This is a genomic window from Akkermansiaceae bacterium (assembly GCA_024233115.1).
Taxonomy (GTDB): domain Bacteria; phylum Verrucomicrobiota; class Verrucomicrobiia; order Verrucomicrobiales; family Akkermansiaceae; genus Oceaniferula.
The window spans coordinates 465,639-490,454 of record JACKQB010000005.1 but is presented as its reverse complement, the minus strand read 5'-3'; the positions used below and the strand labels follow the sequence as shown (position 1 = coordinate 490,454).

The following is a 24,816-nucleotide window of genomic DNA, read 5'->3' as shown; positions in this document are numbered from 1 at the left end:
TACTGATAGCGTATCGTTCAGCCAGTACGTTATGAAACTTCATATTCTACTTTGCGCTCTGGGATTTTGCCTCATCGGGTCGACAAACGTCTCGGCAGCCCTGCCGGTTTTCCCAAACAGCATCTGGTGTGAGGAACACGAAATGCGTAAGGCAATTGATGAGTCATACCCTGGGCTAGTTTCTCGTTGTTACCATTTCAACCGTCATGCATGGATCGGCATCCTCGCTGACGAGGAAAACAAGCGTGTCCTATTTCTCCTCTATCCCACCCTATCTGGCACCCTTGAGATTTTCCACAACGACAAGGTGCTTGCATCTGCGGATTTAAGCCCGGCTTTGATCAAGACTGTCGCAGAGCATGGTGTAATAGAATACCTAGACATCGGCAGATGGATCCCGATGTCAAAAAAAGACACCCTGAGCATCAAAGGAGAAATTGAGTATTCAGCCAAATTCACCTTTTCCATCAAATACGATCCCGACCGAGACTGGCGCAGCACCATCAGTGAGATCAAAGTTGATGAAGCTGAACTCAAGAAGGCTGATGCATACCATTTCACCGAAGACTCCTTACTTGCCGACGTGCGAGCTGTTCTGAAGAAAAAGCCTACATGCCGGGTTAAGCTGAAACACAATCAGATTCTAACGGTAAAGCCATGGAAAAGGGATAAAGATCGCCTTCTCATGCCAATGACCGTGCAAGTGGGGAGCAAAATCTCCATCAATGAGGAAGAAGCCGAAGAATTCATGTCCAACAAGTATGAACTTAAAAACCGCCTGGAAGGTTATGTCGCTGTCGCTCGTGCTGGTGCCGCAGTGCCAGAAGTCAAGCTTAGGGTGACACCCAATGCCAACGACCTGGATTTCAGAGCGGTTCTGAACACCTTGAGTGACTTACAGATAAACACAGTGCATCTTGAAGAAGTGGAGAGGTAGACGGTTGACACCTTGGGAGAGTAGGACAGCTTTGCAAGCTGTCGGCAGGATGTGTACTTGGGTTGCCGACAGCTTGCAAAGCTGTCCTACCTTAAAAGGCCGGTAGTTCCGGGGCATCATTCGCGACCACGGCGAGGCCTTCGATTTCTATCAGCCAGCCGGGGCGGCAGACGGGGGCGGTGACGACTTCAAAGGGCGTGTCAGGAAAGCGTTTGTTGAGTTCGACCAGGATGGGTGCGTGGTCGTTGGGGTCGCGGAGGTAGACGAGCATCACCTGCATGTCGGCCATGGTGGCACCGGCCTCGTTGAGCAATGCCTCGATGTTGATCAGGGTGCGGTCGAGCTGATGGAAAACATCACCCGGATAGAGGATCTCGCCATGGGAATCGATGCTGGCGGTTCCTGAGATAAAGATATGTTTGCGGTCGCGGTAGGCGATGCTGGTGCCGCGCTCGAAAGCCACCCCGTAGATATGGGTGGGGCTCAGGTAATCCTGTGCGTGCAGGTGGGTAATCTGCTCTGGTTTCACACCCCGGATGGCGTAGGCGTCCATCATGGTACGCGCGGACACCTCGGAAGAGCCGCCCTCGATACCGGTGCTGGCAATGTAGTGGGTCTTTGGTGTCAGCCCACACTCATTAAAAACCTCGTTCCGGGCCTCGACGAGTCCCGCGTAATTGGCATCGACGTTTTGGGCAAAAAACCAGGTGCGCACGACATTATCCGCCAGAGTCAGATGGTGGGCACTGAGCACCTCGTCGTACTGCCCGAAAATCCCCAGGGTCTGGTCATAGGCGCCCTCGACATCGGGTGTGGTGACACCCGTAGTCCAATAGTGGGTCAGCTCGCCACGGTTCAGGCTGAGCGTTTTTCCGCTCTTGGTTTTTTGGAGTGACCCGGACGGATCAAAGACATGCTGTGCCCACAGGGTCACCTTGGATGGCGCGACAGGGGGCTGGCAGACCCAGGAAACAGCGCACTTGTTAGGCTGGTCATCCGGCACGGCAAATGGCTGGCTTTGCAGAATCCCGGTCTGGTTCAGCAGGTCACTGCAGAGGAATCTGCGCCAGACGGCGGTGTTCATAGTCATACCTGCGTCTTCAACCGCTTTTTCATAGGCGAGCCGGACCCACTCAAGCTGGGTTTCAAAGGAGGCGTAGCGTGTGGGCCGGATCATCCATTGCAGCTCCTCCACACCATCGGCCCCGGGGAAACGGGAGCAGCTCACGGCAACCGGCAGATCCTGAGGCTGGCTGGTTTTTGCAGGCACCACATCTGTCGCGGGCATGGAATGATCGATTTCTTGTAACACAGGATGATGGATGGGTATGAACAGGATACGCGCCGGGAAGAGAAAAATTTCAGTCGAAGGTCACTCGATGATAAACGGGAATGCAGGCATGACACCGATCGATTGCAGGCGTGTGTTTTTCCCCTTCTTGTTAAATTCCCTGAACACCTCGATCATCAGGTTTCCCGCGGTTCCGGGTTTCATTTTCTCGCTGGCTTTCAGGGATACGCTGAGTGCGTTTTTACCCGACCTGTTTTGTTCGAGCGTGATTCCATCGGGCGCCTGATAGAGTTTCATCACCAGACTGCCGTCGGATTTGGTTTTTTTAATACGCAGCTTTGTCGAGCCACCCGGCCGGATACTCACCTTGGCATTTTTCGATAGAATCACCTCTGGCGCCTCGCCCCATCCTGAGACGAAGACCGTGGTTTGCTCCGAGGGCATGATGTGCTCGGTGATAAAGGCCTGGGTCATACCCTCGCATGGCACAACCGACCGGGTTACCGTCTGGCGCCCCACTTTGGCCCGGGCCTGAAGCCGCACATGGAAAAGGGTGTTCTTCACTCCCGTGGGGGCGGTGAGGGTCATCGTCATCTGGTCACAGCCCGATGGGATGGTTGCGCCCGCCAGCCTGAACCCCTTGGGGGCATCCTTGAGAATGATGTCGATATCTCCATCAAACCCGTCTTTTCGAACCACATGCACGTTGATAGGAACGGTGCAAGCCTGCCTAACAGTGATGCTCGACGGCGTGGCGCTGACTGAAAAATCGGGTCGCGGCCTGCTGACGCGCAACCGGTATCCGTATTCCTGCCCGCCCTGGTTCTGGGTATCGGAAACGTGGATGTAGTAGTTTCCTTCCTTGGGCAAGTGGGCACTCAGTTTTGAATCGGCGTGGTGGGTCAGCATACCCACGTTAAGCTGCCCGGCGTCATCATTCCACGCGATGACCTTGCCCTTGGCATCGGTGAGGCGAAGCATGGAGTCCATGGGGGAGTGGAGTCGGCGTGCATGGATCTCAACGATAACCTGGTCGCCGGCCCGGCCTTTGAACCGATACACATCCTTATCACCCGGACTCTCAATCCTGCCGTTGACAATGGTGTGCGCGGAAATGGATTGCGCCGTGGAAACCGAGTCGTTGCCAGGTGTTTCAAACTCCTCGGGAAGATCACCCACGGCGTAGGGGATCTGGTTGGAGTGTGCGAGGGAGAATTGCTGAATGGTCCCGGGGTCCTGAGCGACATCGAGCTCGGCTTGTCGGGTGGGAAGGTTCCATCCCGACAGGGTGACCCTGGTTCTATGCCCATGGCTGCCACCTAAAGGGAAAATGCTGGTGATAAACGGATCCTCGCCGACAGCGATACGATAGACAAAGTCCTCACGCCCACGGTAGATGGAATCGCGTATTTCGACGGTGTAACATGCGTCCTTGGGGATTTTATAAAACAGCACGGGGTCCGGGCTAAAACGGTAGTCGTCTGCATAGGCCACTTCTTTTCCCGACTCGTCATAGAGGGTAAGCGTCGCCTGAAACCAGCCGGGAACGGCGTCTGCGATGTAGGGGATAATGGCACGCGCGTGCCCCTGGATGAGCAGTTGTTGACCGGCTTTGGCGTTGAACTTAAACCGGTCGATATCACCAGCCGTGATCTGCCCGTTGATGACGAAGGGTGGAGCCAGTGTTTGGTTGATAGCTGCCGTATCGTTAGGCTCGACTTCCAAGGCTTCGGGTTTTTCCCCGATATAAAAGCGCATCGGGTTGCTGATGCCGTTTCCTGTTAGGAGCCTCATTTCCCGCATCCCCGGCGCGGCGTCCGGGGACACAGTCACCCGGATCAGACAGAGTTCCTCGAGCTCGCGGTTCTGTTGCTGGCTTTCCTTGTAGTGCCTTCGGAGAAGAGCGCCGAGCTGCTCGAAAGTGCATTTTTTCAGATCACGGAAAATGGGGTGATCCGGCGGGACAACCACCTCCGGACCCTGGTTTTTCTTCTTTTTTTGATCCGGTTTTTTATTGCCCTTTCGACGAGCCGTTCCCTCCTTCCGCCTGATGTCCCGCTGCAGTTGTTTCAAGTAATCGGCGTAGGTTTTTTTATAGTTGGAAAAACTGAGCACGTAGGTCGCCTTCACCCCGTCCCCGGTGACAAACACCTCCTTGACGCCCCTGAGGCCACGACCCGCTGCGGTGACCTCGATGGTAGCTCCCTGCTGGGCACCTGCGGGGTAGACATAGGCAACGTGGGACGCGGATTGCCCGGGCTCCGCGTTAGCTGTTAGGCAAACCGCCAGAAGAAGTGCTGTGATCGGGAAAACCCTCATGATCTGTGGATGGTTACATGATTTCCTTCAGGCGACCTTTCCCTTGGGTGGGGATCGTGATCGGGACGTGCTCTCCACGACCATTGGGCAGAGTGCCCTCGGGGTTGATACCGAGTTTTTCGTAAATACTTCCGAGGAAATCCTGGGGGTAGACAGGACGGTCCGCCACCTCCATCCCTTTTTCATCCGAGGCCCCGACAACGTGACCGCCGACAAAGCCACCCCCGCCGACCAGCGAGGAGAAACAGGCGCCGAAGTGACCACGGCCACCTTTCCAGGGCTCGTTCCAGAGGACTTTGGGTGTCCGGCCAAACTCGCCCGAGCACCAGACGATGGTGCTATCGAGCAATCCACGCCCGGCGAGGTCTTCAAAGAGCGTCGCAATCGCCTGGTCCATCTGGGGCAGCTTCTGGTTCATCAGGTTGAAATGCATCTTGTGGGTGTCCCAGCCTTTGTAGTTGAGGGTGATGTATTTGACACCATTCTCTACCAACTTGCGGGCCATCAGGCAGGACTGACCGAAGCTATTCCGACCGTATTTATCGCGCAGCGCGGCTGGCTCGCTGGATAGATCAAACACCTTGCGTGCATCTCCGAGGATCATCGAGTAGGCTTTTTCCTCGCACTCGTCGAGCTTCTTGAAATCCCTGGTGTTAGTATTGGCTTTACCGAGGGTGTCGAGCGAGTGCAGCAGGTCGCGGCGACTTTGCTGTCGGGCATCCGTAATCCCCTGGGCAATGACCCCCTGCACGGTAAAGGGGTTCCTGCTCGGGTCCCCGCCCGTTGCAAAGGGTTTGTATTTCGGCCCTAGAAACCCTTCCTCTGAAAAACGTCCATGCGGTTGGGTAAGCACGATGTAGGGTGGCAACAGGCCTTTGTATCCCGCGTCATATCCTTTGAACTTGGACACCACCGAGCCGATACATGGATAGACCTGCCCGTCACCCGGCGAGCGCCCTGTTTGCATCAGATAGGAGGCTGTCTCGTGCGCATTCACACCGTGCGTCATACTGCGGATCAGCGAGAACTTGTCAGCCTGTTTGGCCATGAGGGGCAGTTTGGAGTTGATCACCATTCCGTCCGCCACGGTCTTAACCACCTCGTTATAGGGGCCGCAGTAGTCCGGCCCGGCGCCGGGCTTGGGGTCAAAGGTATCGAGGTGGGACGGGCCACCCCACATCCAGATTTCGATCACCGCTTTCGCCTGGCCGGGAGTGAATGTGTTAGACCTGGATTCATCCCCGGCTGCATGGCTGAAATTGACCGAATTCAGGAATGGTATTCCCAGCGCAGCCGCCGCACCGGTTTTCAAGACATGGCGCCGTGATAGGTTTACAGGATGGTCGGGGTCATTCATGGCGGTGCTGTTTCTGTTGTTAGGGTTTAGTGTTTGTAGAGAAACTCCTTGGTATTCAGGAGTGCCCATGCGAGGTCATACACCGCCCCCGTCGAGCCGGATTTTTTTCCCGGCCCGTTGAAATACTTGAGAGCAACGGCAGCCTCCTGTGGGGTGGGTCTCCGGGATAGGATACTGAGATAAACCATGCGGACGGTTGCCGGTTTGTCATTTCTTGTTTGCGCCAGGATTTGCTTGAGCACCGGGCTTTTGTAGATCCTTGCGTGGATCTCGGTGGAGTTCAGCATGTAGAGGCGTTGGAATTCCGTGGGATTGGTCTCGCGCTCGGATTCATAGCCTTTGTCCCTGCTGGGCCGACCAAACATCTCCAAAAACTGGCTGGTGATACTACCGTCGGAAAGGGTGATGGTCCGCTTGTCTTCCGGGATGAAGGTAAACGGCTCAGGTATGGGGCTCCAGTATTTCTCTGTGGTGTTACCAAAACCGTTGAGCGCATCCACCAGGACTTCGGCATCGAGACGACGCATATGGTAATGGCCAAAATAGGCCGCCGCGTATGGGTGCTTGCTTCGTGGGATGCACGACTGCTGGTAGGTTTGCGAGTTGAGGATCAGTCGGAACAGATGCTTCAAGTCATAATTGGACTTCACTAACTCGCCTTGCAAATACGTGAGCAACCCGGGATTGGATACAGGATTGTTAGGTCGGACATCATCCGGCTCATGGATGATGCCGCGCCCCATCAGCCAGTACCAGACACGGTTGGAGATACTCTGGGTGAACCAGGGGTTCTCCGGGGTGATCAACCAGTCGGCAAACGCCACCCGGGGGTCATCACCAGCGGGGATGGTGATTTTTTTCCGGTCCGGGAAGACAGCGTTCAAAGGCGTGTTGGCTTCGGGGTCGAGGTAAACGATCTCCTCTTTCCACTCGACCGTTTTTTTATAGGCCACCCGTGAGAAAAAGGTGCCGAACTCCTTGCGGGTGTTTTCCGACCAGTGCTCGGTTCTCACGCCCATGAAGGTAAGGGCGACCATCTCGCCAATGGCCTCGGGATCGGTTCCCTGCACCGCCCGGTAGAAATTGACCGCTGGCTCGCGGAAGTTGCTGCCACTTGATGTGAGGAGTTGTCGGGCAAAAACATCATACGGCCGGTTCTCCTTCACCGCATCCCGAATCCAGCGATGGTATGCTTGCACACCGTTGGGCCACAGGTTCACGGGAAACTCGGATTTCACCCGCAGCAAGTCACACCACTTCAACGTCCAGTAATCGGTGAACTCGTCGCGGGCCATCAACACATCGATGAGTTTTGCACGTTTGCCGGGGTCATTGCTATTGATGAAATAGACCACCTCCCTTTGCTTCGGCAGTGTGCCGATGACATCCAGGAAAACGCGGCGGATAAACACCTCGTCGGAACATGTCCGGGCCGGGGTGATCCCCTGTTTTTTAAGAACGGATTGAACGAGTTGGTCGATGCGGGTGGCAGGAACAGGCGCCTGATCACTTTCGTATGGGACGACCAACGGAGCCGCAGGCGGGACTTGCGGCTTTGCCACCACCGCTTTGGCCTGGCCGTCGTTTTTTTCTGTCTTTTTTTCTATTGTTTCCGCACCCAGGCTACCCAAGGCAAGTGTCAGGATAACAGTCACCACGGGCAGTCCGGTGGACTGTCGGCAAAACCCCAGACTATCCGAGATGATCATTACCCCGTGGAAGCATTTCCTCCGTAGTTGTAAACGCAAATGCGGCCGGAAAGTTTCAAATAAATAAAAAAAATTCATGATATAGCCCACTGACCACACGGAACTGAAAGAATGAAAGAATGAGTCGCCTTGACCTGTATGCATTCTTTTTTCATCCTGCCCTGAGAGATCATCGTATCAGACCAGGCCTGGGATCAGCTCTGGAAACCATCCACCCATGAAATCATCACACATACTACGGCGCCTCGGCATGCTCGGTTTATTCACGGTCGCTACTGGCGTGGCGGCTGCCAAGGCACCCATGGAACTCAGCTCAACCCGTTTTTCGGGAAATGACCTTACCCCTTGTCCTGCCTGTCTCTGCGCTGCGCCGAATGGCGACGTCTTTGTAGGTGTCGACCTGCTGGGTTCACTGGGTAAAGGCCCTGGAAAAGGAAGGATCATCCGGCTCAGGGATACCGATCATGATGGGGTCGCCGACCAGCACACGGTCTTTGCGGAAATCGACAACCCGCGTGGACTCATCAGCGTCGGTGACCAGCTCTACGTTCTGCACACAGAGATCCCCAGGGACAAGGGGGTCATGACCGGTATGTATCTCAGTTTGCTGACAGACACCGACCAGGATGGCAAGGCGGACGGACCACCCCGGCATCTGATCAAAAACGTATCAACACTGTTACACAACCAGCAGCGCGGGGCGGACCACACCACAAACGGCATCAGGATGGGAATTGATGGCTGGATCTACATCGCCGTGGGTGACTTTGGGTTCGTGGATGCCGAGGGCACGGACGGAACCCGGCTCACCATGCTGGGTGGCGGTATTCTCCGGGTACGCCCCGACGGCACGGAGATGGAGGTCTACACCCACGGGCTGCGCAATATCTACGATGTGGCGATTGACCCGTTTATGAATATCTTCACCCGTGGCAACACCAACGACGGCGGCGGCTGGAATGTGCGTTTCATCCACCAAATCCAATCGGGCGAATACGGCTACCCTGTCCTATTTAAAAACTTCACCGATGAAATCATCCCGGCACTCGTCGATGTCGGCGGCGGCTCCGGGACGGGCTCCCTGTTTTTCCAAGAACCCGGCTGGCCGGAACAATACAACAACGTGCCACTCATGGGCGACTGGGGGCGTAACCAGCTGTTCATCCATCGCCTCACCCCGGACGGACCATCCTTTACGCAACAACAGGAAAACTACATCTCGGTTTCCCAGTTCACCGATGTCGATGTCGATGGCTCGGGCCGCATGTACCTCTCGGCCTGGGAGGGTGCCGGCTACAGCGGCAACCCCGGCAAAGGCTACATTGAGCGCGTGGTGCCCAAGGACTGGAAATACCTCCCTTTTCCCAAGCTCCGGGAGCTGTCGGACGAGGCCCTGGTCAAGGGCCTGACGTCAAAAAGCGCCACCGCACGGCTCCACGTCCAGCAGGAGTTGCTCCATCGCAAGGACAGCAGTGGCCGCAACCAAGCGGCTGTTCTCGCCGTTGCCAAAGACCGCTCCCAATCGAAGGAGTCACGTGTCGCAGCCCTCTTTACCTACGCCCAGCTGCTCGGCGGGCAGGCCAGCGGCGGACTCAACGAACTCACCCGGGACAAGGACATGCGTGAGTTTGCGCTGCGCGCGCTGGCCGACAGAATACCCATCGCAGTCCAAACCCCCGTGGAGCCGTTCCTGGCAGGCCTGAAGGACGCAGACCCGCGTGTGCAGGTCGCTGCTGCCGTTGGTCTGGGCCGTATCGGTAAAGTGGAAACGGCCCCCGCCTTGCTCGCCGTGGCCATCCCGCCGGCACCGATGAAGGCATCCACGCAGAAAGGGCATCAAGGCGGACCCCATGCAACCCCACACTCGGACGTCGTGCTGCCGCATGTGGCTGTTAGATCGCTCATCAAGCTCAACGCCACGGACGCTTGCCTGGCCGCCATTGACGGCCCCAGCCAGGATGGTGCTCTCTGGGCCCTGCGCTGGATGCACAACCCCAGGGCGGTTGACGGGCTCATTGCCAAACTCAGCAGCACCCAAAGCCCCGCGCTGAAGAAGAAAATCTTCACCGCGCTCGCCCGACTCTATCAGCAAGAGGCTGATTATGACGGCTCATGGTGGTGGAGCACCCGACCCGACACGCGCGGCCCGTTCTACGTGCTGGCCAGGTGGTCCGAGTCGGATAAGATTGAAAAAGTCTTCCGCTCTGAGTTTGAGAATGCGAATGCCCCAGGCAAGGAGTTCCTAGCCTCGGTGGCTAACAAACATCGTATGAACATCGAGGGCATTGGTACCATTCAGGATTCCAATACGGCGGGCGCTAATAAGAACAAAGGGCAGATTGAAAAGACCTCGATCGAGGACGTCATGCTTTCACTCGAAAAAATCAAGGGTAACCCCAAGGCGGGGAAAAAAGTGCTGAAGGGACTCGCCTGTGCCGCCTGCCACAATATCAATCCAGGGGACCCGGTCAAAGGTCCCGACTTCAACCACATGGGGTCCCGTTTGAGCAAGGAACAGATCGCAGAGGCCATCTTGAAGCCAGATGCCACCATCTCCGATTCGTGGGTCACCGTGACCCTCAACGATGGCACCACCCACCAGGGCACACTTGTTTCCAAGGACAGCACAAAGGTCGTGGTCAACAACATCGCGGGGATCTCCACCACGCTGAAAACCCCGGACGTCAAGAGCATCACCAAACAAACATCCACCCTCATGGGCCCGGGCCTCGCCAACGAGTTGTCGCTCAAACAATTTGCCGATCTGGTGACCTACCTCCACTCCCTCAAGTAAATCCGCCTATCCAGCCCGTTTTGAAGCGTACAACAATTTGAATTCAGCCATTGAGATTTTGCTTGCAAGAAAATGAAAATAGGTTATTGGGTGTCCCGATCAGTGGAGTAACGATGAAGTTACCGAAGTGGTCATCCTTGCCAACAATGGCAAGAACCTATCGATTTGTTCGTGCGCATGGCCAGTCTTTAGTTTCAGTAGAACATCGCACTTACAAGAAAAGCAAATGAACATATACGTAGGAAACCTGTCTTATAATCTCAGCGATAACGATCTTCAGCAAGTATTTGCTGAATACGGTGCTGTCTCCAGTGCCAAGATCATTCAAGACAGAGACACCGGTCGCTCCAAAGGATTCGGATTCGTGGAAATGGCCAATGACGCCGATGGCGCAAAAGCCATCGAAGGCCTTAACGGCACTGAACTCGATGGAAGAAACCTCACCGTGAACGAAGCCCGTCCACGCGAAGAGCGCCCAAGACGTGATAATAACAAGTGGTAATTTCTCTCAATCGATAAATACCTTTCACGAAGCCCCCTCCTGCTGACGGCAATACGCCCAAGCGGAGGGGGCTTTTTTATCGGGGCAAGGAGTACCTGTCCACTGGTGGTCGGACCGATGAAGAGCATCGATTTTCAACCACCCCCGCGACTTGACAGTCGCTGTGGTAAATCTCAAACTGAATCCATGCAGCCGACTCAGTTTATGGATGCCGTCCAGGCCGTCATCACGCGTGATCCGCGGTTTGATGTGGGGGCGTATTATTTTCTCAAGGATGCCCTGGATTTCACCGTCAAGCGGGTGATGGAAAGCAATGACGGCGAACACCGCCACGTAGCCGCCAGCGAGCTGCTCATCGGCTTCCGCGATCTCGCGATCCAGGAATTCGGCCCAATGGCGAGTACCATGATGTCTGAGTGGGGCATCAACTCGTGCACCGACATAGGAACAATCGTTTTCCAGCTGATCGATGAAGGGGTGTTCGGCAAACAGGACTCCGACACACTTGAGGACTTCGCCGAGTTATTTCCGCTGATGGAAACACTCGATGCGCCATTCCGGCCCAAACAGCCGCCTGTTTCCATCACCCGGGACGGGCAACTTCCCGGCTTGACCGCATAGGCTGGCCGCCGCTGGCAATTTAGCGCTGGCAATTCCAGGAAAATCGTTTGTCATATTCCCATGTTCAAAACCACGATCCTATCCGCCCTGCTGGTCACTCCGATCTTCGCGCAATCGCCTGCTGCACCTGCCATCCCCGACGAGGCGCCAGCCAAGGCCCGCCACACCGCAAACACCCCGACGCACAAATTGAATGCCGCCTGGTGGAAACAACGGCACACCCAAAAAGTCGCCGCCGCCAAGGGCGCCAAGTGCGACCTGCTATTCATCGGCGACTCCATCACCCACGGCTGGGAGAGCCATGGAAAAAAAGTGTGGGAGGAATACTACGCCAAACGCAATGCATTCAACATCGGCTTCTCAGGCGACCGCACCCAGCACGTGCTCTGGCGCTTCGACAACGGCGAGCTTGCCCATTTCAAACCCAAGGTCGCCGTCATCATGATCGGCACAAACAACACAGGCCAAGCCATGCAGAAGGCCGAGGAAACGGCTGATGGCATCAAGGCGATCATTACCAAGCTCCACCAACACAGCCCGGAGACCAAGGTTCTCCTGCTCGCCATTTTTCCGCGTGGTGAAAAACCGGATCACAAGATGCGCGTGCTCAACACCCGGATCAATGACATCATCAAAACATACGCCGACGGCAAGCTGGTCCACTACCTCGACCTGGCTCCGGCCTTCCTCACCAAAGACGGCATCCTCACCCAGGAAATCATGCCTGACCGCCTTCACCCGCGCGAGCACGGATACCGGATCTGGGCAAAAACCATGGAGCCCAAACTCAAGGAACTCCTCGGCGAATAAGCCCACACTCCGCCATCTTGCCCCTTGACCCGGCTCCTTGCCCCTCGCTCCTTCCTATTTGGGGCGGACACCCGGATGGATACCGACATCAGCCAAGGCGCTCGGTCACTTCTGTTTTTTCAGTTGCCGAAACATCCCGGGGGCCTGGCCGGTCATCCGTTTGATGAAATTCGATAGCCCGGCCGCGTCCGAGAAGCCCGCCTGTTCGGCCAGATTCGTTAGATTCAATGTCTGGTTCTTCAGCAGTCTGATGATACTCTCCAAGCGTTGCTCCCTGATGACCTCGGCGGGGCTGCGTCCCGAGTGTTTTTCAAATGCCCGCTCCAGACCGCGCCGTGAGACCCCACAGCTATCGGCCACCTTGGTCACCGAAGGCCCCGCCAAGGCCTGGGAGCCAATGTAATCAAGGGCCTTTTGGTAAACCAGCAGGTAGCGGTCGATCTCGTGGCTCGACTCACGCACCACCATCGACGACTGCCCCAGATGTGCTTTGTTTTCCAAATCACAATCCACATCCAACATATTTAATAATCTTCCAGCAGCAGCCTTCCCTACATCGGCGGCATGCAGGTCGATACTGCTCAGTGTGGGAACGGTCGATTCACAGAGCAAGCGGTCGTTGTCGACACCGATCACCGCCACCTCATCAGGCACGCTGAGGCCCGCCAGTTTACATGCATGTAATACATCCACACCCGCCTCGTCATTACACGCAAGCACCCCGCACGGCTTGGGTATTTTCTCTAACCACAACTGAATCTTCAACACGCTGTCCCACGAATACCGTTCATCTTCCGTCAGTGAGACGATCGACAGACGTGCCCCCCTGTAATTGGAATAGGCCTGGAATGAATTTTTACGCGCCTCCGACCACGCGACACCCTGCCAATGCACAAACCCCCAGTAATCGAGGTTTAGTCGTTCAAACTCGACCCCGGCCTTGCCTCCAATCGCTTCGTCATCAACGTGAAGGTCGATTTCCTCATCACCGCTCCTGCTCTTGTGTCCGCGGATCGAAACCACGGGAATTCCCTGGTCGCGCAACACATTGATCAGGCTACCATCCAACCCACGCGTGATAGCCCCCTGCACGTTCCTGCTCCGCAAACAGGCTTCCAAATGTCGTTTTTCGTGAATCACAGGAACCACCCACACCTCATAACCATCCCCTGCCTGCATCATCGATAGCACACCCCGAAGAACCTCACGGGAAAAGAAGCCTTGGCGGATTGCGATGAATAGTATCGTTTTCTCAGATCGTTCCATAGCTAAGCGTGGACACCATAACAGACAGCCCCCGACTGTCGCAATTTATAAATTCATTATCCGCACATCAAAATTGGCCTTTTCCCTGTATTTCTCCATAATCCGGGCACAATATCCATCCATCCAATTTCGATGAAACCATCCCACCTCGTTCTCTTCTCATTGTTGATGGCTTGCACATGCCAGGCCCAAAAAGCAGATTCCAAAAAGGCAGTTACCCCGACGTGGACATCTGCAGAAGCAGCGTCCAAGGAAAATGCCCGGTTCAAATGGATTGGCGAGTATCGGTCTGCCACCGGCAAACACTTCCACCAAGTCACCTTGCTCAAAAACGGGAGCTACCTCATCACCACCTATCAGGGCGGGCTTCCGGGTCGTGGCTGGGATCAATCCAAGGCCACCTCCAAAGTCCTCGGCCAGAAAGATCTCGAGGCCGTCTTGCTCAAGGCTGAAAAAGTTGTGTACCAAAGCCCCACCATGGGCAAGAAAGCCCCGGCGGATGCGACAATTGTCATGCCCTCAGGATTTACCAACGTCAAAGATGGTATACTCCACGCAGGCGGAACCACCAAAAAAGACGTGGGCTCGTTTAAAATGCATCTCGAATTCAAGCTCCCGTTCAAACCCCAACGGAACCCGGGTAACCAGGACAAAGGCAACAGCGGGATCTACATTTTCAACAACTATGAGATCCAGGTGCTCGACACCTTTGCCCTTGATTACGCCTCTACCGAACACCCCATCAAGTTGGAATCCCACATGAACCAATGGTGCGGCTGCCTCTACAAAACCAAAATGGCCGACGTCAATATGTGCCTGCCGCCACTCGTCTGGCAAACCTACGACATCGAATTCACCGCGCCTGTGTTCAAAGACGGCAAAAAGGTTGAAAACGCCATCCTGACCGTCTTTCACAACGGTGTTAAGATCCACAACAAGGTGGAATTGAAGTCTGGCACAGGTGCCGGCGCCAAACGCAAACAAGTGGCCCGCGGCCCCATTTTGTTCCAAGAACACGGCAATCCCACCGTCTACAGAAATGTATGGATTGTGGAAACAGATGCTGTAAACAAGTAGCCGACCACCAGATACCAACCTCGATTTTCCAAACGTAAACCAATCACATCCATGAGCGACCCACAACCTCAAGAGAATCCCGACAATGCCGACATGTCGGTCAACCCTAAAATCGAAGCCCACCGCCAGATCATTCTCGATGGTGAAGCCAAGGGGGGCGCCAGCAAGTTCCTCGCCTACGCCAGGCTCTCCGGCCCCGGCTGGCTGCAGAGCGCCATCACCCTCGGCGGCGGCTCGCTCGCCAACGCGCTCTACCTCGGCGTGCTCGGCGGCTTCGCGCTGATGTGGCTCCAGCCGATGGCGATGATCTTCGGCATCGTCATGATGAGCGCCATTTCCTACATCACCCTCTCCACCAACAACCGCCCGCTCCGCCAGATCAACTCCCACATCAGCCCGATCCTCGGCTGGGGCTGGCTTACGGCCTCGATGATGGCCAACCTCGTCTGGTCGCTTCCGCAGTATGCCCTCGCCGTCGCCGCCCTGCGCCAGAACCTGCTGCCCGGCCTGCTCGGACCGGATGCCATGCCGGATTTCGCGGGTAAGCTCATCGCCGCGGGCATCGTTCTCACGCTCGTCATCACCAATGTGATGATCTATATTTCCGGAGGAAAGGGCACCAAGGTGTTTGAGACCATCATGAAACTCATGGTCGGCTCCATCGTCATCTGTTTCTTCGGTGTCGTCATCCGCCTCAGCGTCGCCGGGGAAATCAACTGGGGAGCCATTTTCGCCGGCTTCGTCCCCAGCCTGGACAACCTCTTCTCCCCCGCGGAGACCTTCTCCCCCTTCCTCAACCAACTGACCGACAGCGGCCGCGATTTCTGGTCGAACATGATCGTCGGCCAGCAGCGCGACGTCATGATCGGTGCCGCTGCCACCGCCGTGGGGATCAACATGACCTTCCTCCTGCCCTACTCGATGCTGCGCAAGGGCTGGAACCGCGACTTCCGCGGCCTCGCCATCTTCGACCTCTCCACCGGCCTGCTCATCCCCTTCATGCTGGCCACGGCCTGCGTGGTGATCTCCGCCGCATCCCAGTTCCACGCCAAACCCGCCCCCGGTTTCCTCGGTGAAAAAGACGCCAGCGGCGCCCTGGTCCAACCCGCCAAGAACATGGTCGGCCCCTACGAAGGTCTGCTGAAACAACGCCTGGCAGCCGATATCGGCGCGGAGGCGTTCGCCGCCCTCACGCCCGAGCAAATCAAGGCACAGACCGCCGCCCTGCCGGTTGAGGAGCGCACCATGGCCGCCATGCTCGTCAAGCGCGACGCCTTCAACCTCGCCGCCACCCTCGAGCCCCTCGTCGGCCGCTCGGTCGCCAACTACGTCTTTGGATTCGGGGTGCTCGCCATGGCACTCAACGCGGCAACGATGCTGATGCTCATCAACGGCCTCTGTTTCTGCGAACTGCGCAACAAACCCGCGAAGGGAAAAACCCAGCGGATCGGCTCGCTCATGGTCTGCGTCGGGGTCCTCGGGCCGTTCTTCTGGACCGGCAGCGCCCAGATGTGGCTCGCCGTTCCCACCTCGGTCTTCGCCATGGTGCTTCTGCCCATCGCCTACGTCGTCTTCGCGCTGATGATGAACAACAAAACCATCCTCGGCAAAGACATGCCGACCGGTAAACGCCGCATTGTCTGGAACGTCCTGATGGCGGGCTCCTGCCTCTTCGCCACCATCGGCAGCCTCTGGTCACTGTGGTCGAAACTCGGGTGGCTCGGCCTCGCCCTCTTCGCCATCTTCATCGCGGTCGTTCTCGTGACCCGGGGGAAAATGACCCGTAAACCCGCCGCATAGCCTCTAACCAACCCTCAATCCACTTGCATATGAAATTCGGAATCATCGGCGCCGGCATGATCGGCCGCTTCCACGCCCAGGCAATCACAGACATGGCGGGCGGCAGCCTGCACTCGGTCTTCGACCTCAACCAGGAGCGAGCCGAGGCACTGGCTAACGAATTTGGTGCCAAGGCATACTCAGACGTGGCTGAGTTCCTGGCCGACACTGATCTCGAGATCGTCACCGTCGGCACCCCCAGCGGCGCCCACCTCGACCCCACGTTGGCAGCATTGAACGCCGGCAAACACGCGATTGTGGAAAAACCGTTGGAGGTGACAACCGAGCGGATCGATCAACTCATGGATGCCGCGGCAAAGAGCGGAAAAACCCTCGCCGCTGTTCTTAACCGTCGCTTCCACCCCGGTATGGACGCGTTTAAAAAAGCGGCTGACGAAGGCAGGTTCGGCGTGCTCGCCTCTGCCTCGGCTTACATCAAGTGGTTCCGCGACCAGGCATACTACGACTCCGCCGGCTGGCGCGGCACCTGGGCACTCGACGGCGGTGGCGCCCTGATGAACCAGTCGATCCACACCGTCGACGCCCTGCTTTATCTGGCGGGTCCTGCCAAACGGGTGACAGCCACCACAGCCTGTCTCGCACACGAGCGCATCGAGGTGGAGGACCACTGTGTGGCCATCATTGAATTTGAAAATGGCGCACGTGGCGTCATCGAGGCCTCGACCTGCACCTGGTCAAAGGACGGCCACCCCGCCCGCGTCCAGCTTTCCGGAACCGACGGCTCTGTCTTTCTGGCCGACGAAGCATTTGAGGCCTGGGACTTCCGTGAGGAGAAACCAGAAGACGCCGAAATTCGCGCCACCCTGATGAAAGGCCAGGAAGCCGGACTGGGCGCCAACGACCCCACAGCGATCAACACCTACCAGCACCAGCGCAACTTCGAGGAAGTGGTGCAGGCCATCCAGGAAGGCCGCGAACCATCGACATCGGCGGCAGAATCCCGCAAGGCCGTGGAACTCATCGAAGCCATCTACCAATCCGCCAAAAACAACGGCGAATGGGTCTCTTTGTAACCGGCTAAATACGCGAACTACGCTAAAAAGCCAGCAATTGCCTCGTTCAATCTAACAACAAAAAACTTTCGCGTAATTAGCGTATTTCGCGGTCAAAAAATAAACCTCCATGAAACTCACCGGATTTGCCGACGAAGCAGCCCCCGACCTCGCCACCCAGATCAAGGCCACCCAGGAACTTGGCTGGAAATATATTTCCGCCCGTGGAATCGACGGAAAAAACATCCACGACCTAACGGAAACGGAATTTGACCGGGCATACGGGCAGTTGCAGGAAGCTGGAATAGAAATCGCCGAGTTCGGCTCCCTGATCGGCAGTTGGTCGAAAAAAATCGACAGCGATTTCACACTCACGATGGACGAGGTGGAGCGCTGCATCCCGCGGATGCAGAGGCTCGGCACCAACATTGTGCGGGTCATGTCCTACGCCCAGGAGCCCTGGGGCGGGGATCAGCACGAGCAAGAGCGTTTCCGCAGGCTGCGTGCGATCACCTCCCGCTTCTCGGAGGCTGGCATCACCGTGGCGCACGAGAACTGCATGAACTACGGCGGTTTCTCCAGCGGCCACACCCTCAGGCTCATCGAGGAGGTGCCTGGCCTGAAACTGATCTTCGACACCGGCAACCCCGTTTTCCAACGCGACCGCTCACAGGACGATCCCCAGCCTTGGCAAGATGCCTGGCAGTTCTATCAGGATGTCATCGACCACGTCATCCATATCCACGTCAAGGACTGCCGCAACCCGAAAGCCGACGGCGAGGAACCCGAATACGTCTTCCCCGGCGAGGGCCAGGCATATGTCCCGGCCATCATCGACGACCTCAAGAAACGCGACTACCAGGGCTTCATCGCCATCGAACCCCACGTCGCCACCGTTTTCCACATCACCGACGGTAGTGAACCCGACTGGCAACAGTGCTACGACAGCTACGTGCAGTATGGACGGGCTCTTGAAAAGCTCCTCCAGTGACCTAATCATCACAACCAAAACCATGAAACCGCCTTTTCACCTCCCTCTGATTATCCTAACATTGTTAGGCAGCCTTGGCTGGTCGGCTGATGCCGAGGTCATCGACCTGCCACAGCCCCCGATCACGCAACTCTACCAAGACGCCAAGAGCCAGCCTAACGACAAGGAAACGCGGTTGACGAAAAACACCGACATCCTCGTTGCAGCGCGCAAGATACTCGCCGATCACCCCGAGGTGCCACCCACCGCGCCGCTGCGGGAAATCCTTGTGCGCCGCATCATGCTCCCCGCTGCCGAACGTATTTTCGCCGATGCCCCCACACCGGAAAACCGCACGCAGCTGCGCAACATCGCTACGGATGTCGTCAACGTCCCCGTCTATGAAGGCCACCTCATTGTGCCTGAAAAAGTGCGTGCCGCCTACATCCTGGCAAACATGGATATTTTCCCCACCCCGACCTCTGCCCCGGTGGATGCCGGGAAGCACATCCGCGCGCTGGTGGCACTCTTCCCACCGCGAGCAGCCATCAAGGAGCCCACGGCCTTTACCGGCCAGGCCACGGTCTATGCCGCCAAGCTCGCCATCGCAGCTGGAGAGAAGGCTCTGGCCGACGAGTATTGCGCCACCATCAGCAAGCACTACCTCGCCACTGAAAACGCACTGACAACCTTGATCCAGGCCGGCCACGCCCCGGTGTTTGAAATGGAAATGACCACCCTCGACGGGAAAAAACTGTCGTTTCCAGCCGACACCAAAGGCAAGGTGGTTGTGCTCGATTTCTGGGCCACCTGGTGCGGTCCCTGCATCGCATCCATGCCACATATCCAGAAGCTTCAAGAAAAATTCAAGGACCAGGACGTCCTCATCGTCGGTGTCTCCTGTGACCGACCCTCCTCCAAGGAAACACCTGAGCAAAACAAGACCAAGGTCGCCGATTTCATCTCGAATAAAGGCTACAATTGGATTCAGACCTACAGCGGTGAATGGCCCAGGTCGGCCGTGAAATACGGTGTCTCCCGCATCCCCACCGTGTTTGTCATCGGCAAGGACGGCCGCCTCATCTCCGTCACAGCCCGGGGCCGGGAGGAGGCACTCATCAACAAGGCCCTCTCCTTACCCTGACAACCACCACGGCAAGCCCTCGGCATATCCCCACCAGGCAGCCAGCCTACCAGCGGCCCCCACATCATCCCAAGATGTCGACTTCACTGAGCAATCCACCAACCCGTTCAAGGTTGCCGGGGTCGTAATAACGACGATTGTATTCGCCATATGGCACATTGAAATAGCCCTTTTTGTTGACCCGGAAAAGCCCACGAAAACAGGTTTTATTGAGATAGATAAATGCCGCAGCTCTTTCAAAATGATCCTGATAATCCGATGGATGCTTAGTGCGCAGCTCAAGAAAGAACGGCTTTTCATTGGGCATCTTATCGAGAAGGCTCGCCACTCTGCTCCAGTCATCACGTATCGCTTTGTAAGAGTCTACCAACCAACCATTCACATCGGAAATTACGGCATTATTCCATTCTGTGGCCATAAACACACTGCCACCTCCTACAAATGGTTCATAAAAACAGTCGAAATCATCGGGAAAACAAGCTAACAACTGGTCAGCAATACTCTGCTTCCCTCCAGCCCACTTTATAAAAGGGCCCATATTGTTCTTAAACCTCACCATGCGTCATTGAACCACGGAACCACCCCGGGGATCAAGTTAAAATGTGTTCATTCGTACACCTGTGCGGTTTATCTGTATCCTCCATCGTAAATCCACCCCATACAAAACGGATTCACATATCATGCCGGCAAGTTGCAAACTTACCCTACCTCAAACTACCTAACCCAATTGCATCATTAATCAGGGGGTAACTGAAAGTTGTGGGCAAATTGTGGTTTGGTTTCCCTGTTACGTGCATAGCTCTGGAGTGCGCAGACCCCGACGTCAGGAGGGCTCTGCGCTTTAGATTCCGGTTCGGTGCTACTACGCCATACTCCTCCCAACCGCCAATACACATGTATGAGAAAGAAAAAAGTGCAGTTTTTACAGTGCACAAAGCTGAGGCTGCGCGTCAACAAGGATTAATCGATCATCTGATTGTTGGCCGGGAAGTTGAAAGTGAATGGCCCCTTCTTGTAGAGGGAATCACATTACGTTAGCCAGCCTCACATCATCAGCTTCCGGTCCAGGGTGCGGTATTGGATGGCTTCGAGGATGTGTTCGGGCTGGATGTGTTCACAAGCTGCCAGATCCGCCAGGGTGCGGGCAACTTTGAGAATCCGGTCGTGGGCGCGCGCGGAGAAATTGAGCTCGGTCATCGCGTGTTCGAGGTAGCCGGAGGCGGTGGCATCGATCCTGCAGTGCTCACGCATCACCTTGCTTGGCATGGACGCGTTACAGGTGATCTTTGGGTTGGCCGAAAATCGCTCCAGCTGCCTTGTCCGTGCGGCTTCGACCCGTTCACGGACCACGGCGGAGGTTTCCCCCGTCTCATCGGATGCCAGTTCACGATACTCGACCAGGGGGACTTCGACGTGGAGGTCGATCCTGTCTAACAAAGGACCGGATATGCGTTGTCGGTATTTTTCTATCTGCGGCGGCGAACACCGGCATTCGCGTTTGGGATCTCCGTAATAGCCGCAGGGACAGGGATTCATGGCGGCGACCATCATGAACCGACTAGGAAAGGTCAGCGTTCCTGCGGCTCTGGAAATGGTGACACTGCCGTCCTCCAAAGGTTGCCGCATGACTTCGAGAGTCTGCCTTCGAAACTCGGGTAGTTCATCGAGAAAAAGCACCCCGTTGTGGGCGAGCGAAACCTCACCCGGGCCGGGGTTGGTGCCACCACCTAACAAACCCACATCGGAGATGGTATGGTGGGGTGCACGAAACGGGCGGGTGACCAGCAGGGCGTTTTCCTTTCCTAACAAACCGGCAATCGAATGCACTTTGGTGGAGTCGATCGCCTCGGCCTCGGTCAGATCGGGGAGGATGGTGGGCAGGCGTTTGGCGATCATGGACTTACCGGTTCCGGGTGGGCCTACCATCAACAGATTGTGGCCACCGGCGGCAGCCACTTCGAGGGCGCGCTTGACCTGGTGCTGTCCTTTGACGTCCTCCAAACCCACTTCGTAGTGGCGGCGGGTGTCGAAGAGTTGTTTCCGGTCGAGTTCAAACGGGGCGAGTATCCGCTGGCCCGTGATAAAGTCCCAGGCTTGGCGAAGGTTTTCGACACCGTAGACCTTGATGCCATCCACGATGGCGGCCTCGGCGGCATTTGCCGCAGGAACAATGAGACGTGTCCGGCCTTGCCGTTTTGCCGCCAGTGCCATCGGCAGCACACCCCGTATCGGGCGGACCATGCCGTCGAGCGCCAATTCCCCGGCGATCGAGTAGCGTTCGGGCTCCTGAATGCGGTCGTCTCCCGCGGTTTCTGCCAACGCCAGGGCAATGGGCAGGTCGAATCGGGGGCCCTCTTTTTTTAAATCCGCCGGTGCCAGATTGATGGTTTTCACCCCCTTCGCCCAGCTCAGGGCCGATGTGCTGAGGGCGGAGGTGACACGCTGCGAACTCTCGCGGACGGCCGCGTCGGGCAGGCCGACCACATTGATCGCTGGTTTCTCGGCATTAAAGGCACTGACCTCCACCTCCACTTCAATGCCCTCCACCCCGAGCAAGGCGGACGAATACACACGGACAATCATGTGTTCATGCTAACACTGGTCAAGCCACCGTAAAGCTCTAAATACACCGCCAGGCGCATGCACGGGCGTTTCAAACGTCGAATTCCAAATTCAGGCCACCATTGTAATAGCTCGCCAGCATTTTGAGGGCATCATGGAAACCATCCCGGAAGGGACCGTCGGAGATTTCCACCCCGAACATCCCGAAGCAAACACCGCAGAAAAAAAATTCGCGTCACAAATTCTGTCAGCCACAACAAATCATGGAATAGATCCGTTATCACCGTTCTCTCATTATCACTAAATTAGAATCATTCTAAAATAAAGTGAACAAAATCCCGGTCAAGTACATCCAACCCAGTAGAAAGATAACTTTACAAGGTGAATACATTTTTATGCAACAAATAGCCCCCGTGTGGCGTTTAACCTAATGAAGGCCATACCATAGCAGAAACTTAGCCAAACCATCCATCCAAGCCCCCTCATTCATATCGCCCTGGAATACATAACCATAACCCCAATACTACCATGTCTAAATTTGAATCTGATACCAGCCTGCGGCTCTACCTGCGGGAAATCTCAAAAACCGCCTTGCTCACACCTGACGAGGAGGTCGAACTGGCCGCCCGCATCAAAAAAGGCGACAAGGAAGCGCGCGCTCACATGATCCGCGCCAACCTCCGACTGGTCGTCAAAATCGCCCAGGACTATTCCGGCTACGGCCTGCCGCTCGCCGACCTTATCTCCGAAGGCAACATCGGCCTGATGAAAGCCGTGGAACGTTTCGACCCCAACAAGGGAGGCAAGCTCAGCACCTACGGCTCCTGGTGGATCAAGCAGTCGATCAAACGCGCCCTGGCCAACCAGAGCAAGACGATCCGGCTACCAGTCCACATGGTCGACAAAATCGCCCGCATGCGCCGTATTTCAGCGATTCTGACCGAGGCCCTTGGTCGCGAACCAACCCAGGCCGAGATCGCCGAGGAGCTTGGAATCCCGCGCAGAAAGCTCGCTCTTCTTGAGCGTGCCGCCAAGCGCCCGACGTCGCTCAATGCGCCTGTCCACGATGACGACAGCGCCGAGTTCAGCGATATCATCGGTGATGAAATGGCGGTCAATCCGTTTGAAGCGCTCGACAGCAAAAACATGCACGGCGAGCTCGACGAGCTGCTCGATGTGCTGGATGAGCGTGAGCACCGCATCATCGATGCCCGCTTCGGCCTGGACGGCAAAACCCCCATGACTCTCGAGGAAGTTGGCGTCGAATTCGGCGTCACCCGCGAAAGAATCCGACAATTGCAAAATATTGCGCTTGAAAAGATGCGTAAAGCGTTGCATAGGAAGGAGACGCCAATGCCCGAACCCCTCGCAGGGAGCGTGGCTGAGGCCTCATAAAATAAAACACAATCCTAGGTATTATCATATAAATATACGACGATACCTTAGATTGGGATCGTAGGTGTGAAGAGCGGTGGGGTCAAACCTGCCGCTCTTTTCCTTTGGGCGGCACTTGCTTCATGCCCTTGGGGGGCTGCCTTCAGTCCTTGGGCGGCTCCTGCTTGAGCGCCCGGCGGTTTACGGATCATCCGGGGGGGATTTATTCCCCCTTTTCCGCCTCCCCCTGCTTCTCCTGCTCCTGCTCCAGCATGCGCTCGAGTCGTTTTTTGATCATACTTGAGAAGCGGGCGGGTTTGTTGGTGTCGTTGATCGCGATGATCTCATCGGCCAGCTTGAGGGCGGCATCGTATTTTTTCTCCATGTAGAGAGCCTGGAGCTTATAGAGCATCGCGGTTTGCAGTGCCTCTCCAGTGGGTTGGCTCTCTTTGATAAACTCGTCGACCTTGACGGAGACCGCCGCGAAATCGCGCTCCTTGAACAAGGGGTGCATCAAGGTTTGTAATGCCTTGGTTGCGACTTCGGCCTTGTATCTGGCGGTAAACCCGCTGGCGTCATCAGGATCGGCGAGCGCGATCTGGTTGAGTTCCTCCTGGTAGATGCCCAGGCACTTGGGAGGCACTACCGAGAGCGCGAGTTCCAGCGCCCTGGCCCTGGCCGGACCTTCGAGTTTCCCTGCGGCGGCAAAGTTGTCGTCGCGCTGTTTTTTTTGTTTCCGGAGCTCATCCAGGTGGGTGACATAGGCTTCCGCACCGCCACGTTGGTAACCGGTCTTGGCGTATGGGCGCCCATCCGCGTCGCAGAGCATCACTGTGGGGAAGCCCGAAATAGAAAAAGCATCCCGCAAGGCCTTGTTTTGATTTTTCAGGGCCTCGGGAATCTCCTTTTTACTCGGAAAATCGAGTTCGACGAGGATGAAGTCCTTGGGCACAGCCTCTTTGAATGCATCCTGTTGAAAAACCTCCTTATCAAGCTTGATACACCAGCCGCACCAGTCGGACCCGGTAAAATCGACCAGCAGGTCCTTGCCTTCTTTTTTTGCCTTTGCCTTGGCGGCATCAAAGTCGGTCATCCAGCCATCGCCCCCAGCCGAAACAACCGGGACAGCCAATGAAGCGGTGGCTAATGCTATTACGAGTCGCTTGCGTGTGTGTGTCATGGTTTTAAAAAGCAGTGACTGCTCTCTCTGCACACTGTAGCGGTCACAGAG

At 56.3% G+C, this 24,816-nt stretch carries 20 protein-coding genes; 12 read left to right on the top strand and 8 right to left on the bottom strand.

The window, feature by feature from the left end:
- Positions 1 to 31 precede the first annotated feature (31 nt).
- Positions 32 to 937: a hypothetical protein gene (locus H7A51_15750; protein ID MCP5537673.1), complete on the top strand. Its 906-nt coding sequence runs from the start codon at positions 32 to 34 to the stop codon at positions 935 to 937.
- Between the two features lie 91 nt (positions 938 to 1,028).
- Here H7A51_15750 and H7A51_15745 read toward each other — a convergent pair whose 3' ends face one another.
- The 4 genes from H7A51_15745 to H7A51_15730 are packed head-to-tail and all read right to left on the bottom strand — an operon-like array spanning position 1,029 to position 7,613.
- A complete protein-coding gene (locus H7A51_15745) occupies positions 1,029 to 2,249 on the bottom strand; it encodes a translation initiation inhibitor (GenBank protein ID MCP5537672.1) in 1,221 nt (406 codons plus the stop codon).
- 60 nt (positions 2,250 to 2,309) lie between these two features.
- Complete coding sequence (locus H7A51_15740; GenBank protein ID MCP5537671.1) at positions 2,310 to 4,547, bottom strand: pre-peptidase C-terminal domain-containing protein; 2,238 nt, start codon at positions 4,545 to 4,547, stop codon at positions 2,310 to 2,312.
- A 13-nt stretch (positions 4,548 to 4,560) separates the two neighbouring features.
- The gene (locus H7A51_15735; GenBank protein ID MCP5537670.1) at positions 4,561 to 5,904 is read right to left on the bottom strand and encodes a DUF1501 domain-containing protein; all 1,344 of its coding nucleotides are present in this window, start codon (positions 5,902 to 5,904) and stop codon (positions 4,561 to 4,563) included.
- Between the two features lie 26 nt (positions 5,905 to 5,930).
- Positions 5,931 to 7,613, bottom strand: a complete 1,683-nt coding sequence (locus H7A51_15730; protein ID MCP5537669.1) for a DUF1553 domain-containing protein — start codon at positions 7,611 to 7,613, stop codon at positions 5,931 to 5,933.
- 217 nt (positions 7,614 to 7,830) lie between these two features.
- On the opposite strand from H7A51_15730, the gene H7A51_15725 reads away from it, so the two are divergent.
- The 4 genes from H7A51_15725 (at position 7,831) to H7A51_15710 (ending at position 12,340) form a co-directional block, all read left to right on the top strand.
- Positions 7,831 to 10,407, top strand: a complete 2,577-nt coding sequence (locus tag H7A51_15725) for a c-type cytochrome (GenBank protein ID MCP5537668.1) — start codon at positions 7,831 to 7,833, stop codon at positions 10,405 to 10,407.
- A 226-nt stretch (positions 10,408 to 10,633) separates the two neighbouring features.
- On the top strand, positions 10,634 to 10,909 hold the full coding sequence (locus tag H7A51_15720; protein MCP5537667.1) for an RNA-binding protein: 276 nt from the start codon (positions 10,634 to 10,636) through the stop codon (positions 10,907 to 10,909).
- A 186-nt stretch (positions 10,910 to 11,095) separates the two neighbouring features.
- The gene (locus tag H7A51_15715; protein ID MCP5537666.1) at positions 11,096 to 11,530 is read left to right on the top strand and encodes a hypothetical protein; all 435 of its coding nucleotides are present in this window, start codon (positions 11,096 to 11,098) and stop codon (positions 11,528 to 11,530) included.
- A 60-nt stretch (positions 11,531 to 11,590) separates the two neighbouring features.
- Entirely contained in the window at positions 11,591 to 12,340 is a 750-nt protein-coding gene (locus H7A51_15710) for an acetylglucosamine-6-sulfatase (protein ID MCP5537665.1), read from the top strand.
- 105 nt (positions 12,341 to 12,445) lie between these two features.
- Here the strand turns inward: H7A51_15710 and H7A51_15705 are convergent, their stop codons facing one another.
- Positions 12,446 to 13,606, bottom strand: coding sequence for a substrate-binding domain-containing protein (locus H7A51_15705; GenBank protein ID MCP5537664.1), 1,161 nt, complete (start codon positions 13,604 to 13,606; stop codon positions 12,446 to 12,448).
- Positions 13,607 to 13,738: 132 nt separating this feature from the next.
- Between H7A51_15705 and H7A51_15700 the strand changes: the two genes are divergently transcribed.
- The 5 genes from H7A51_15700 (at position 13,739) to H7A51_15680 (ending at position 19,649) form a co-directional block, all read left to right on the top strand.
- Positions 13,739 to 14,683, top strand: a complete 945-nt coding sequence (locus tag H7A51_15700; GenBank protein ID MCP5537663.1) for a DUF1080 domain-containing protein — start codon at positions 13,739 to 13,741, stop codon at positions 14,681 to 14,683.
- Between the two features lie 51 nt (positions 14,684 to 14,734).
- Positions 14,735 to 16,483: a divalent metal cation transporter gene (locus tag H7A51_15695; GenBank protein MCP5537662.1), complete on the top strand. Its 1,749-nt coding sequence runs from the start codon at positions 14,735 to 14,737 to the stop codon at positions 16,481 to 16,483.
- Between the two features lie 29 nt (positions 16,484 to 16,512).
- Complete coding sequence (locus H7A51_15690) at positions 16,513 to 17,556, top strand: Gfo/Idh/MocA family oxidoreductase (protein ID MCP5537661.1); 1,044 nt, start codon at positions 16,513 to 16,515, stop codon at positions 17,554 to 17,556.
- A 109-nt stretch (positions 17,557 to 17,665) separates the two neighbouring features.
- Positions 17,666 to 18,526, top strand: coding sequence for a sugar phosphate isomerase/epimerase (locus H7A51_15685; protein MCP5537660.1), 861 nt, complete (start codon positions 17,666 to 17,668; stop codon positions 18,524 to 18,526).
- A gap of 22 nt (positions 18,527 to 18,548) precedes the next feature.
- Positions 18,549 to 19,649 (top strand): TlpA family protein disulfide reductase, encoded by a 1,101-nt coding sequence (locus H7A51_15680; protein ID MCP5537659.1) that lies wholly within the window; start codon positions 18,549 to 18,551, stop codon positions 19,647 to 19,649.
- A gap of 64 nt (positions 19,650 to 19,713) precedes the next feature.
- Here H7A51_15680 and H7A51_15675 read toward each other — a convergent pair whose 3' ends face one another.
- Entirely contained in the window at positions 19,714 to 20,187 is a 474-nt protein-coding gene (locus tag H7A51_15675; GenBank protein ID MCP5537658.1) for a Dam family site-specific DNA-(adenine-N6)-methyltransferase, read from the bottom strand.
- A gap of 356 nt (positions 20,188 to 20,543) precedes the next feature.
- Between H7A51_15675 and H7A51_15670 the strand changes: the two genes are divergently transcribed.
- Positions 20,544 to 20,687, top strand: coding sequence for a hypothetical protein (locus H7A51_15670; protein MCP5537657.1), 144 nt, complete (start codon positions 20,544 to 20,546; stop codon positions 20,685 to 20,687).
- Between the two features lie 6 nt (positions 20,688 to 20,693).
- Here the strand turns inward: H7A51_15670 and H7A51_15665 are convergent, their stop codons facing one another.
- Complete coding sequence (locus tag H7A51_15665) at positions 20,694 to 22,232, bottom strand: YifB family Mg chelatase-like AAA ATPase (GenBank protein MCP5537656.1); 1,539 nt, start codon at positions 22,230 to 22,232, stop codon at positions 20,694 to 20,696.
- A gap of 507 nt (positions 22,233 to 22,739) precedes the next feature.
- On the opposite strand from H7A51_15665, the gene H7A51_15660 reads away from it, so the two are divergent.
- Positions 22,740 to 23,606 carry an RNA polymerase sigma factor RpoD/SigA gene (locus tag H7A51_15660; protein MCP5537655.1) on the top strand — a complete coding sequence of 289 codons (867 nt, stop codon included), beginning with the start codon at positions 22,740 to 22,742 and terminating at the stop codon, positions 23,604 to 23,606.
- A gap of 202 nt (positions 23,607 to 23,808) precedes the next feature.
- Here the strand turns inward: H7A51_15660 and H7A51_15655 are convergent, their stop codons facing one another.
- Positions 23,809 to 24,765 (bottom strand): thioredoxin family protein, encoded by a 957-nt coding sequence (locus H7A51_15655; GenBank protein ID MCP5537654.1) that lies wholly within the window; start codon positions 24,763 to 24,765, stop codon positions 23,809 to 23,811.
- Positions 24,766 to 24,816: the final 51 nt, after the last annotated feature.